Below are 12,358 nucleotides of genomic sequence, written 5' to 3'. Positions count from 1 at the left end.
TCAGATCGGCGGCCTCGCTCTGCCCTGCATGGCCTCCCACACCCGCGACGGCGTCAACGGCATGTCGGCGTGGCGAACGCCGAACGGCGCCAGCGCATCCACCACCGCGTTGACCACCGCGGGCGGGGAGCCGACGGTGGCCGACTCGCCGATCCCCTTGGCGCCGATCGGGTGATGCGGCGACGGCGTCACGGTGTGCCCGGTCTCCAGGTGCGGCACTTCCATCGCGGTCGGGATCAGGTAGTCCATCAGCGAGCCGCCCAGGCAGTTGCCGTCGTCGTCGAAGGCGATCCACTCCATCAGCGCCATCCCGATGCCGTCGACGACGCCGCCGTGCACCTGCCCCTCGATGATCATCGGGTTGATGCGGGTCCCGCAGTCGTCGACCGCCAGGAAGCGCCGCACCTTGACCACCGCGGTGCCCGGGTCGATGTCCACCACGCAGAAGTACGCGCCATAGGGGTAGGTGAGATTCGAAGGGTTGTAACACACTTCGGCGTCCAGCCCGCCCTCGAGGCCCTCGGGCAGGTCGCCGGCCCCGTGCGCGCGCATGGCGATGTCGGCGATGGTCACCGACGCCGACGGGTCGCCCTTGACGTGGAACGAGCCCTTCTCCCACTCCAGGTCGGCGACCGACACCTCGAGCATGCCCGAGGCGATGATCTTGGCCTTGTCGCGGATCTTGCGGGCCACCATCGCCGCGGCCGCACCCGAGACCGGCGTCGAGCGGCTGCCGTAGGTGCCCAGGCCGAACGGGGTCTGGTCGGTGTCGCCGTGCACGACGTCGATGTCGTCGGGCGGAATACCCAGCTCCTCCGCGACGATCTGGGCGAACGTCGTCTCGTGACCCTGGCCCTGGGTCTGGACCGACAGGCGCACCACGGCCTTGCCCGTCGGGTGCACGCGCAGCTCGCAGCCGTCGGCCATGCCCAGGCCCAGGATGTCCATGTCCTTGCGCGGGCCGGCGCCGACCGCCTCGGTGAAGAACGACATCCCGATGCCCATCAGCTCGCCGCGGGCGCGGCGCTCCTGCTGCTCGGCGCGCAGCGCGTCGTAGCCGATCATGTCCATGGCCTTGCGCAGGGTGGTCTCGTAGTCGCCGGAGTCGTACACCCAGCCGGTCTTGGTGGTGTAGGGAAACTGGTCGGGGCGCAACAGGTTTCGCAGCCGCAGCTCGGTGGGGTCCAGCTTCATCTCGTAGGCCAGGCAGTCCACCAGCCGCTCCACCAGGTACACCGCCTCGGTGATCCGGAAGGAGCACGCGTAGGCCACCCCGCCGGGCGCCTTGTTGGTGTACACCCCGGTCACGCGCGAGTACGCCGCTTCCAGGTCGTAGCTGCCGGTGAAGACCCCGTAGAACCCGGCCGGGTACTTCGTCGGCGCGGCCTGGCCGTTGAACGCGCCGTGGTCGGCCAGCACGTTCGAGCGCACCGCGAGGATCTTGCCGTCCTTGGTGGCCGCGATCTCGCCGACCATGATGTAGTCGCGCGCGAAACTGGTCGACGTCAGGTTCTCGCTGCGGTCCTCCATCCACTTGACCGGCTTGCCCAGCACCAGCGAGGCCACGATGGCGCACACGTAGCCGGGATAGATCGGCACCTTGTTGCCGAATCCGCCGCCGACGTCGGGCGAGATCACCCGGATCTTGTGTTCGGGCAGGCCGGCGACCAACGCGTAGAGGGTGCGGTGCGCGTGCGGCGCCTGCGAGGTGGTCCACAGCGTCAGCTTGCCGCTGACCGGGTCCAGATCGGCCACCGCGCCGCAGGTTTCCATCGGGGCGGGATGCACCCGGGGATAGACCATCTCCTGCGTGACGACGACGTCGGCGCGCGCGAACGCCGCCTCGGTGGCCGCGGCGTCGCCGGTCTCCCAGTCGAAGATGTGGTTGTCCTTCTTGCCCTCGAGGTCGGTGCGGATCACCGGCGCGGACTCCTCGAGCGCCTTGCGCACGTCGATGACGGGGTCCAGCGGGTCGTAGTCGACGTCGATCAGCTCCAGCGCGTCGCGGGCCGAGTACCGGTCCTCGGCGACGACGAACGCCACCTCCTGGCCCTGGAAGCGCACCTTGTCGGTGGCCAGCACGGCCTGCACGTCGTTCGACAGCGTCGGCATCCACGCCAGGCCCTTCTCGGCGAGGTCCGCACCCGTGACGACCGCCTTGACCTTCGGGTGGGCCAGGGCCGCGGACACGTCGATGCCGGCGATGCGGGCGTGCGCGTAGGGCGAGCGCAGGATCGCCAGGTGCAGCATGCCCGGCAGCGCGACGTCGTCGACGTAGGTGCCGCGGCCGCGGATGAAGCGCGGGTCCTCCTTGCGCAGCATCCGCCCGTAGCCGCACGGCTTCTGGTCGTTGTCCGCGGTGTCTTCGGGTGAGGGGGGCCGCGATTCGATCGTCGTCATGAGGTGGCCTCCACCGCGTCGGCGTGCTTGGCGGCCCACTGGATGGAGCGCACGATCGTCGTGTAGCCGGTGCACCGGCAGATCTGGCCGGAGATCGCCTCGCGGATGGTGTCCTCGTCGGGGTCGGGGTCGCGGTCCAGCAGGGCGCGGGCGGTGATCATCATCCCGGGGGTGCAGAAACCGCACTGCAACCCGTGGCAGCGCATGAACCCCTCCTGCACCGGGTCGAGCCGGCCGTCCACCGCCAGACCCTCCACGGTGCGCACGGCGTGCCCCGAGGCCATCACCGCCAGCATCGTGCACGACTTCACCGGCACGCCGTCGACGTCGACCACGCACGTGCCGCAGTTGCTGGTGTCGCAACCCCAGTGGGTGCCGGTGAGCCGCAGGTGGTCCCGCAGGAAATGCACGAGCAGCATGCGGGGTTCGACGTCGGCGCTCACCTGCTCGCCGTTGACGGTCATGTTCACCTGCATGGTCAGTCACTCCCTTGTGCGCCGGCCCGCTGCGCCGCGAAGCGCAACGTGCGGATGGTCAGCTCGGAGGCCAGGTGCCGCTTGTACTCGGCGGTGCCGCGGATGTCGGTCACCGGTTCGCAGGCCTGCGCGGCGAGCCGGCCCGCCTCGGCGAAGGTCTCCTCGGTGGCCGGCCAGCCGGCCAGCGACGCCGCGAGTGCTTCCAGCGCATCGTGGTCGGGGTTGACCGCGGTCAGCCCGACGCGGACGGAGGCCAGCGCCGGGCCGCCGAGGCTGACGGCGGCCCCCGCCGCGGCGACGGCCCAATCCCCCACCCGCCGTTCCACTTTCGCGTATGCGCTGGAACTCTTGTGCCGCAGCGGGATTCGCACCTCGACGAGGATCTCGTTGTGGGCCAGCGTGGTCTCGTACGGGCCGGCCAGGAATTCGTCGATCGGGATCTCGCGTTCGCCCGACGGTCCCCGGGCCAGGCACACCGCGTCCAGCACCAGGCACACCGTCGAGAGGTCCTCGGCCGGATCGGCCTGGCACAGCGAGCCGCCCAGGGTGCCGCGGTTGCGGACCACCGGGTCGGCGATCACCCGTTCGGCGTCGCGGAAGATCGGGCACACCGCGGCCAGGGTGTCGGACTCGAGCAGCTCGCGGTGCCGGGTCATGGCGCCGATGCGGACCAGCGTCGGGTCGGTGATCACGTAGCCGAGCTCGAGGGCCAGGTCGTTGATGTCGATCAGGTATTCGGGGTTGGCGATCCGCAGCTTCATCATCGGCAGCAGGCTGTGCCCGCCGGCGACCACCCGCGCGCCCTCCCCCAGCCGATCCAGCAGTCCGATGGCGTGGTCCACACTCGTCGCGCGTTCGTATTCGAAGGGGCCGGGTACTTGCATGCGCCACAGTGTCAGCCCGCCCCGTGGGGGCGTCAATAGCGAGTTAAGGAATCCCTGAACTGGCCCTCGAGCCGCGCGTCGTGGTGGATTCGCCCCGTGGTGAGACCCAGCGGCAGGCCCCCGCCGCCCCAGCGTCGGGCGATGATGTCGGCGGCGATCGAGACGGCGGTCTCCTCCGGGGTGCGCGCGCCGAGGTCCAGCCCGATGGGGCTGGCCAGCCGGCTCAGCTCGGTGTCGGTGAGCCCGACCGCCCGCAGCCGGTCGATCCGGTCGTCGTGGGTGCGGCGCGATCCCATCGCGCCGACATAGCCGACGTCCAGGCGCAGCGCCACCTCGAGCAGCGGGACGTCGAACTTCGGGTCGTGGGTGAGCACGCAGACCACCGTGTCCCGGTCGGCGGCGCCCGCCGCCGCCTGCGCGGCCAGATATCGGTGCGGCCAGTCGACGACGACCTCGTCGGCCGACGGGAAGCGCGCGCGGGTGGCGAACACAGCGCGCGCGTCGCACACCGTGACCCGGTAGCCCAGGAACGACCCCTGCCGGGCCAGGGCGGCGGCGAAGTCGATCGCCCCGAAGACCAGCATCCGGGGCGGCGGGGCGTTGCTGGAGACGAAGACCTCCATGCCGTCGCCGAGGCGCTGGCCGTCGGGCCCGTACGCGAGGACCTCGCTGCGGCCCAGCGCCAGCAGGCCGCGGGCGTCGTCGGTGACCGCGGCGTCCGCGCGCGGCGAGCCCAACGACCCCGACAGAGCGTCGGGCCTGACGATGAGCCGGCGGCCCACCCACGCCGCGTCGGGGTGGGCGATGACGGTCGCGACCGCCACGGGACGACCCGCCGCGACGTCGTCGGCGATCGACCCCAACTCGGGAAACGTTGCCCGCGAGACCGACTCGATGAAGACGTCGATGATGCCGCCGCAGGTCAGGCCGATCTCGAACGCGTCGTCGTCGCTGACCCCGTAGCGTTCCAGTCGCGGCGTCCCGGTGTGCGCGACCTCGGTGGCCAGCTCGTAGACCGCGCCCTCCACGCAGCCGCCCGACACCGATCCGGTCGCCGAGCCGTCGGGGGCCACCAGCATCGACGCGCCCGGCTGCCGCGGCGCCGACCGCAGCGTGCGCACGACGGTGCCCAGCCCCGCGGTCGCGCCGGCACGCCAGATCGGCATCAGCTGAGCAAGCACTTCCCGCACGGGTTCCAACGTAGGCTCATACTCATGACTCCGGCTCAACTTCGGGCCTATTCGGCGGTGGTTCGGCTGGGATCGGTGCGGGCCGCCGCCGCGGAGCTGGGCGTTTCCGACGCCGGGATCTCGATGCACGTGGCGGCGCTACGCAAGGAGCTCGACGACCCGTTGTTCACCAGAACCGGTGCCGGGCTGGCGTTCACGCCCGGCGGCCTGCGGCTGGCCAGCCGCGCCGTGGAGATCCTGGGCCTGCAGCAGCAGACCGCCATCGAGGTCACCGAGGCCGCCCACGGGCGCCGCCTGCTGCGCATCGCGGCGTCGTCGGCGTTCGCCGAGCACGCCGCGCCGGGGCTGATCGAGCTCTTCTCGTCGCGCGCCGACGACCTGTCGGTGGAGTTGAGCGTGCACCCGACCAGCCGGTTCCGCGAGCTGATCTGCTCGCGCGCCGTGGACATCGCGATCGGCCCGGCCGGTTCGGTCGGTTCGGACGAGACGATCTTCGTGCGAGCCTTCCTGAAATATCAGATCATCGCCGTCGTCGGGCCGAAAAGCCCTCTGGCCAAAGGTGTTCCGACGGCCGCAGCGCTGCGTGCCCAGCAGTGGATGCTGGGGCCGTCGGCGGGCGGAGTGGACGGTGAGATCGCGGTCATGTTGCGCGCCTTGGAGATTCCGGAGTCACAGCAGCGGATCTTCCAGAGCGACGCCGCCGCGCTCGAGGAGGTGCAGCGGGTCGGTGGGGTGAGCCTGGCGATCGGCTTCGCGGTGGCCAAGGACCTGGCCGCCGGGCGGCTGGTGCACGTCAAGGGGCCGGGGCTGGACCGCTCGGGCGAATGGTGCGCGGCGACGCTGGCGCCGGCGGCCCGCCAGCCCGCCGTGTCGGAGCTGGTGCGCTTCATCACCACACCGCGGTGCACGCAGGCGATGATCCGCGGGTCCGGCGTCGGGGTGACGAGGTTTCGGCCGAAGGTGCACGTCACGCTGTGGAGTTGAGCGTGAATCCTGGTTGTCACCAGGCGCGATCGAGGTCGGCGTGCTGCCGGATCCAGGCGTGCATCGCGATCCCGGCGGCCACCCCGGCGTTGATGCTGCGCGTCGAGCCGAACTGGGCGATCGAGACCGTCATCGCCGCGCCGGCGCGCAGGTCGCCGGTGATGCCCGGCCCCTCCTGGCCGAACACCAGCAGGCACCGCAACGGCAGCGCGGCCTCTTCCAGGCGCACCGAACCCGGGACGTTGTCCACCGCGACGACGCTCAACCCGGCGCCCGCCGCGAAGCCCAGCAACTCCGCAATGCTGTCGTGGTGGCACAGCCGCTGGTAGCGGTCGGTCACCATGGCGCCGCGGCGATTCCAGCGCCGCCGCCCCACGATGTGCACGGTGTGCACCGCGAAGGCGTTGGCGGTGCGCACCACCGAGCCGATGTTGGCGTCGTGGCCGAAGTTCTCGATCGCCACGTGCAACGGGTGGCGGCGGGTGTCGATGTCGGCGACGATCGCCTCCCGGGTCCAGTACCGGTAGGCGTCGACGACGTTGCGGGTGTCGCCGTCGCGCAACAGGATCGGGTCGTAGCGGGGGTCGTCGGGCGGCTCGCCCGGCCAGGGCCCGACGCCGGCGGCCGGCGCCCCCCACTCGGTGGGCCCGGGCTCGTTCATCGCTGCGTCCACACGCCGGCGTGGGTGCCGTCGACCGCGACCGTCGCGTAGAGCAGCGCCTCGTTGATGTCGCCCTGGGTGCACAGCGACGCGTCGACGTGCACCGCGTCCAGCGAGGCGTCGGGCAGGATCAGCACCGAGGACCCGTACGCGGAGCAGGCCGGGTTCAGCCCCGGGGCGGGCAGGGTCGGCGAGGCGAGCAGCATCATGGGGCCGCCGCGCTTGGCGGAGTCGTCGCGGTAGCGGTCCGCGAGGGCGGTGGCCTCCAGCCCCAGCAGCATGTAGCCGTTGCCGGTGAACGCGGCCGGGTCACCGAGCTGCGCCTTGGTCACCGGGGTGCCGTCGGCGTGCCAGGCCGACAGGTTGACGGTCTTGACGACCAGGCCGGTGTCGTTGGCGTTGGTCGGCATCAGCCCCACGGGGAACGCCGCGGGGTAGGCCGCCGACGTCTTGGGGATGCGGTCGCGCGGCGAGTAGGCGTACACGCCGCGGACCTGGCTCCGGTCCTTCAGCGGCCCGAGGCAGACGGTGCCGGTGAGCCGGTCGGGCGGCGCCGACAGCGGCGAGGGGATCTGCCGCCCGCTGCTGACCGCGCTGTCGCAGCTGCCCAGCGCGGTGGCCTCCCGCGGGTGCGCCAGCGCCCCGTAGAGCCCGAAGCGGACGTCCTCCGGTTTTGCGTGCGGGCTGTTGGGCGACGCGACGCCGGCGTCGACGTCGATCAGCACGTAGTCCTCGGACCAGCGCAGGTTCGACACCCCGATGTTCCAGCCCAGCAACGCCAGCGACTCGCCGAGCCGCGCCCCTTCGGCGCCATAGGGACGGACGGGGTGGGCGGAACTCGAGCAGCCGGCCAGGCAGGCGGCGATGACGAGGAAAACACCCGCGGCGCGCTTCGGCGGCCCGGATCTACAGCGCATCAGTCACGTTGCTGCCTGGCCCAGCCCCAGATCGGCAAGGCCCAGCACGCTGCGGTACAACAGCCCCTCGGCGCGGATGGCCTCGGCGGCGCCGGTGGCGCGGTCCACCACGGTCGCCACACCCACCACCTCGCCGCCCGCCTCTTGGACGGCATGCACCGCCGTCAGCGCCGAGTTACCCGTGGTGCTGGTGTCCTCCACCACCAGCGCCCGCCGCCCGGTCACTTCGGAGCCCTCGATAAGTCGTTGCATCCCATGGGTTTTCGCTGCCTTACGGACAACGAACGCGTCGATCGGCCGCCCGGACGCGTGCATGACGGCCGTCGCCACCGGGTCGGCGCCCAGGGTCAGTCCGCCGACCACCGCGTAGTCCCAGTCGCTGGTGAGCTGCCGGACCAGGGTGCCGATCAACGCCGACGCCCGGTGGTGCAATGTGGCGCGGCGCAGGTCGACGTAGTAGTCGGCCTCCTTGCCCGACGACAGCGTGACCCGTCCGTGCACCACCGACAGGCGCCGGACCAGCTCGGCCAGCTCCGCGCGGTCAGCTTCGTCCACGGCCGCCCCCGACCCGACTTGCCGCCGCGCGCACCAGGTTCCGCGGGATCATCCGCCCCGCGGTCACGAGCGCCTTGTACTGCAGCCCGGGCACGCTGACCACCTTGCCGGCGGAGATGTCGGCGAGGCTCTTTTCGACCACGTCGTCGACCTCGAGCCACAGGAACGACGGCAGCCTGGTCATGTCGAGTCCCGCCCGCTCGTGGAATTCGGTGTGCACGAACCCCGGGCACACCGCGTGCACGCCGACCCCGGTGCCCCGCAGGCCACCGGCCAGGCCCTCGCTGAAGGACACCACCCAGGCCTTGGACGCCGAGTAGGTCGACCCCCGCCCGGACAACAGCCCCGCCACGCTGGCCACGTTGATGACGGTGCCCGCACCGGCGGCGAGCATGGCCGGCAGCGCGGCCCGGGTCAGCTGCATCACCGCGGTGACGTTGACGTCCAGTTGCGCCTGCAGCAGCGTGGGATCCGTCGCCCAGAACTCCCCCGACGTGCCGAATCCGGCGTTGTTCACCAACACCCGCACTCCCCCGGCGAGCCGGTCGACGACCTCGTCGCGATCGGCCGCATCGGACAGGTCGGCGGGCAGGATGTCGACACCGCCCGCCTCGGTCTTCAGTTCCGCCGCGAGTGCGGCGAGCCGGTCGACGTCGCGGGCGACCAGCACCAGGTCGTAGCCGGCGGCGGCGTAGCGGCGCGCGTAACCCGCGCCGATCCCGGACGTGGGCCCGGTGATCAGGGCTACGGGGCGAGGCATGAGCGACCGGCAGCGGTCAGCGCTGGTAGTTGGAGGCCTCGCGGCCGTTGACCGGTGGCGGCGGGCGGCGCACGCCTTCGGGGCGGCCCTCGGTGCGGGGCTGGTCCCGGCGCACGGGCTCCGGCTCGCGCCGGCCCGCTTGAACGTCCGGGCCGGCCAGGCCCGCCACGTCGTGCTGCGCGCGCCGCGGCGGCAGTTCCTCGCGGCCGGCCGGCATCAGCGGACGGCTCGGCGAGGCACTGCGCAGGCCCGCCGGCGCCCCCGACTCCGAGGCGGTCTCCTGCGGCAGCGGCGGCAACACCCGCAGCAGGTCGTTGAACTGGCGCACGGTACGCAGACCCTCGTCCCACTGGGCGCGCGTGCTGGCGATCGGCATGGCCACCAGCGTCCAGTTCTGCTCGTTCCACATGATCTCGGCGCAGTCGGGCGCGGTGTGCGCGAAGGTGACCATGCGCCGGTCGCAGGCCCGCCGGGCCGCGTCCAGGTTCGTCGAGTACACCATCCGCGGCCCGATCGCACCGAGCAGCCAGATGTCGTTCTCCCGCGGCTCTTTGAGCCCCTTGAGCCGCAGGTCCACCACGACGTTGGTCCCCACCTTGCGGTGCAGCGCGATCACCGTGGCCACCTCTTCGAGGTCGAAGATGTAGACCGCCTCGCCGCGGATCTGGCCCAGCACGACGTTGTGCGCGGCGACCTCCCCCACGGTCGACATCACTCCGCGCTTCCAGCGCTTGAGGATCTCGGTCGACTCACGCTCGTAGTCGAACCCGTGCGACCGCGCCCACGATTTGCGGCGCCGGCTGCGGCCGCGACGCCGGTCGATGTCGACGTACAGCAGCACGCCCGCGCCGACGAAGCAAAGGGCGGACAGCGTGAACCAAAGGGGGACCATCCCAAGTAGGTTATCTGCTCTTGGGCCGGAGTGGAGAATGCCACCAGGTCACAACCGCGCATCAGGCGCGTGACGGCACGCCCGCGCGGCGGGGTCGGCGTTCCCGCACGAGTCCAGTAAACGGTTTCGGGAAGTAATTCGGGCACGCCCGTGGGAGAATCCGCGTGCCGCATTGCGATTGCAGCAAACACGCGGCACACCTTCGGGCGGAGGAAACCCGGTGCGATGAAGAAGCTGGTCGCGTCGATGGTGCTCGTCGCGCTGTCGGGCCTCGGCTTGTTGTGGCCGCTCGCACACGGCGCCACACCGAAGCCCGGGCCGGGCGCGGTCGACTGGTCGTCGGAGATCGACGACTATGCCGCGACCTATCGCGTGGCCGCCGACGGACACATCGCGGCCACCGAGGTGCTCACGGTGCGACTGGGCGCCGGCCGGCACGGCATCTTCCGGTTCTTCCCGGTCACCGACCCCACCGACCCGCACGCGCGGATGGTCCCCACCATCACCGGCATCACCCTGGACGACCGGCCGGTGCCGGTGAGCTACGAGTGGCGCGACCGGCGCGGCATCTACGTCGCCCGCATCGGCGACCCCGACGAGACGGTGAGTCCGGGTCCGCACACCTACACGATCAGGTACACCGTCGACGGAGGGCTGGTGAAACCGCCGACCGCGCCGGGGAAGTTCACCAACCGCGCCGGGACCAACCCGAGCGCCCCGACCGCGTCGTTCTACTACAACGTGGTCGGCTTCTGGGCCATGAAGATCGCGGCCGCGCACGTGAGCATCGACCTGCCCGGTCCGTCGGGGCTGGTGCAGTGCGCCGCGGACGAGACCGGGTCCATCCCGTGCGTGCTCGCCGGTGCGGGCACCGACCACGTCACGGTCACCACCGCGGCCCTGCCGCCGCAGAACCCGGTCACCGTGCGGCTCGACCTGCAGGTGCCGCTTCCGCACCGGGCCACGCTGCCGTGGACCGAGCGCTTCGACAAGATCCTTTCCCGATCGGTTCCGATCGCCGCGACGGTGGCGCTGCTGTCGGTGCTGGCCGGGCTCGGCGGTTACCTGTGGGACCGGCGGTCGCGCGAGGCGGCCCCGGGGGCCCCGGTGCTGTACGTCCCGCCCGAAGGCCTCGGACCCGTCCAGACCGCCTACATCGTCAACGAGAAGGCCGGCGGCCACGCGCTGGTGGCCACGCTGCTGTACATGGCCGAGCGGGGCCTGGTGCGACTGAACAAGACCACAGCCAAGCACTGGAAGGTCGCCGGCCTCGGCACCCCGGAGCAGTGGGCGGCCGTCGACCCGGTGACGCGGGAGGTGGGCGAGGCACTGGGCGTCACCACCGCCGGCGCGACGTTGAACGTCGCCGGCAGTCAGACGGCGGGCCAGAAACTGGCGGACGCCAGGGAACGGCTCGAGGCCGGTTGCCGATCCTGGTCGCGCACCCGGGGATTGATGGTGAACGTGGCCGCCGAGTGGGCCGGTCGGCTGCTGGTCGTCGCAGCCCTGGTGCTGGCCGTCGTCGGGTTCGCGGGGGCTTTCACCTGGACCATGTGGGGGCTGCCGCCCGCGGCCTTCGCGATCGGGGGCATCGGCCTGCTGGCCGGCGGCGTGGGCACCCGCCGCACCCCGTCGGGCCGGCGGCTGTGGTCGCGCGCCGCCGGCTTCGAGCGGCTGCTGACCACACCGTCCGCCGAGGACCGTTTCGACTACGCCGCGCGCAAAGACCTGTTCATCTCCTACATCCCTTACGCGGTGGCCTTCGACGCCGCCGAGAAGTGGGCCGCCAAGTACCGGACCGCCACGGGGTCCGAACCCCCGGCCCCCGCCTGGTATCCGGTTTCTTCCGGCACCCGCCCGGCGACGCTGTACTCGTCATCCGGCGGATTCGACAGCTTCGACTCCGCCGTGTCGGCGTCGATCAGCGCCTACAAGAGTGCGCAGAGCTCCTCGTCCAGCTCGGGCGGGTCGAGTTTCAGCAGCGGCGGCGGCAGCTGGGGCGGCGGCGGGGGCGGCGGGGGCGGCACGTGGTAGATCGGTTCGGCTCAGGCCGCAGGAGCTAGGAGAGCAAATGGGTAGCACCATCGTCATCATCGTCGTGGCCGCGCTGGCGGGCCTGGTAGTGCTCGGTGTCGTCGCGTTCAACACGCTGCGCAGTCTCGACGTCAAGGCCCAGGAGGCGCTCGGCGGGATCGACGTGCAGCTGACCCGCCGGGCCGACCTGGTGCCCAACCTGGTCAACACCGTCAAAGGCTATGCGGCGCATGAGAAATCGGTCTTCGAAGAGGTCACCGCCGCCCGGGCGGGTGTGGCCCGGGCGACGGCGGAGGGCAGCATCGACGAGAAGGCGCGGGCGCAGGGGCGGCTGGACCGGGCGATCGCCAACGTGCTTGCCGTCGCCGAGAACTACCCGGACCTGAAGGCCTCGGCCAACTTCCTGGCGCTGCAGGAGCAACTCGCCGACACCGAGAACCAGCTGGCGTTCGCGCGTCAGTACTACAACGACGCGGCGGCCAGCCTGAACCGGCGGGTGGTGACGATCCCCTGGGTGTTCTTCACCGGTCTGGCGGGTGTGACCAAGCGGCCGTTCTACCAGGCGCCGGAAGGCCAGCAGGCGCCGCCGCAGGTCCAGTTCTAGT

At 71.5% G+C, this 12,358-nt stretch carries 12 protein-coding genes; 3 read left to right on the top strand and 9 right to left on the bottom strand.

The annotated features are described in order from the left end of the window. Genes ACJ512_RS02955 through ACJ512_RS02940 form a run of 4 tightly spaced genes read right to left on the bottom strand, consistent with a single transcriptional unit; the run spans position 1 to position 4,950 of the window. Complete coding sequence (locus ACJ512_RS02955; RefSeq protein WP_407686889.1) at positions 1-2,400, bottom strand: aerobic carbon-monoxide dehydrogenase large subunit; 2,400 nt, start codon at positions 2,398-2,400, stop codon at positions 1-3. Further along, the gene (locus ACJ512_RS02950; RefSeq protein WP_407686890.1) at positions 2,397-2,876 is read right to left on the bottom strand and encodes a (2Fe-2S)-binding protein; all 480 of its coding nucleotides are present in this window, start codon (positions 2,874-2,876) and stop codon (positions 2,397-2,399) included. The genes ACJ512_RS02955 and ACJ512_RS02950 overlap by 4 nt, the downstream gene beginning before the upstream one ends. Before the next feature lie 2 nt (positions 2,877-2,878). Continuing rightward, positions 2,879-3,760: an FAD binding domain-containing protein gene (locus ACJ512_RS02945; protein ID WP_407686891.1), complete on the bottom strand. Its 882-nt coding sequence runs from the start codon at positions 3,758-3,760 to the stop codon at positions 2,879-2,881. A gap of 32 nt (positions 3,761-3,792) precedes the next feature. After that, positions 3,793-4,950 carry an XdhC family protein gene (locus ACJ512_RS02940; RefSeq protein WP_407686892.1) on the bottom strand — a complete coding sequence of 386 codons (1,158 nt, stop codon included), beginning with the start codon at positions 4,948-4,950 and terminating at the stop codon, positions 3,793-3,795. A gap of 24 nt (positions 4,951-4,974) precedes the next feature. On the opposite strand from ACJ512_RS02940, the gene ACJ512_RS02935 reads away from it, so the two are divergent. Continuing rightward, on the top strand, positions 4,975-5,934 hold the full coding sequence (locus ACJ512_RS02935) for a LysR family transcriptional regulator (RefSeq protein WP_407686893.1): 960 nt from the start codon (positions 4,975-4,977) through the stop codon (positions 5,932-5,934). A 16-nt stretch (positions 5,935-5,950) separates the two neighbouring features. Here ACJ512_RS02935 and ACJ512_RS02930 read toward each other — a convergent pair whose 3' ends face one another. Genes ACJ512_RS02930 through ttfA form a run of 5 tightly spaced genes read right to left on the bottom strand, consistent with a single transcriptional unit; the run spans position 5,951 to position 9,719 of the window. Further along, positions 5,951-6,595 (bottom strand): TrmH family RNA methyltransferase, encoded by a 645-nt coding sequence (locus tag ACJ512_RS02930; protein ID WP_407686894.1) that lies wholly within the window; start codon positions 6,593-6,595, stop codon positions 5,951-5,953. Continuing rightward, the gene (locus ACJ512_RS02925; protein WP_407686895.1) at positions 6,592-7,512 is read right to left on the bottom strand and encodes a hypothetical protein; all 921 of its coding nucleotides are present in this window, start codon (positions 7,510-7,512) and stop codon (positions 6,592-6,594) included. The genes ACJ512_RS02930 and ACJ512_RS02925 overlap by 4 nt, the downstream gene beginning before the upstream one ends. Before the next feature lie 3 nt (positions 7,513-7,515). Then, a complete protein-coding gene (pyrE, locus tag ACJ512_RS02920) occupies positions 7,516-8,067 on the bottom strand; it encodes an orotate phosphoribosyltransferase (RefSeq protein ID WP_407686896.1) in 552 nt (183 codons plus the stop codon). Then, positions 8,054-8,827 carry an SDR family NAD(P)-dependent oxidoreductase gene (locus ACJ512_RS02915; RefSeq protein ID WP_407686897.1) on the bottom strand — a complete coding sequence of 258 codons (774 nt, stop codon included), beginning with the start codon at positions 8,825-8,827 and terminating at the stop codon, positions 8,054-8,056. The genes pyrE and ACJ512_RS02915 overlap by 14 nt, the downstream gene beginning before the upstream one ends. A 16-nt stretch (positions 8,828-8,843) precedes the next feature. Beyond that, the gene (ttfA, locus tag ACJ512_RS02910) at positions 8,844-9,719 is read right to left on the bottom strand and encodes a trehalose monomycolate transport factor TtfA (protein WP_407686898.1); all 876 of its coding nucleotides are present in this window, start codon (positions 9,717-9,719) and stop codon (positions 8,844-8,846) included. Between the two features lie 225 nt (positions 9,720-9,944). Between ttfA and ACJ512_RS02905 the strand changes: the two genes are divergently transcribed. Both ACJ512_RS02905 and ACJ512_RS02900 read left to right on the top strand, forming a co-directional pair. After that, entirely contained in the window at positions 9,945-11,753 is a 1,809-nt protein-coding gene (locus ACJ512_RS02905) for a DUF2207 domain-containing protein (protein ID WP_407686899.1), read from the top strand. A 37-nt stretch (positions 11,754-11,790) separates the two neighbouring features. After that, positions 11,791-12,357, top strand: a complete 567-nt coding sequence (locus ACJ512_RS02900) for a LemA family protein (protein ID WP_407686900.1) — start codon at positions 11,791-11,793, stop codon at positions 12,355-12,357. Position 12,358 lies beyond the last annotated feature (1 nt).

Source organism: Mycobacterium cajalii (assembly GCF_045809005.2).
GTDB lineage: Bacteria > Actinomycetota > Actinomycetes > Mycobacteriales > Mycobacteriaceae > Mycobacterium.
Note: the sequence above shows the minus strand (reverse complement) of the source record. Positions and strands in the feature narration are given on the sequence as shown.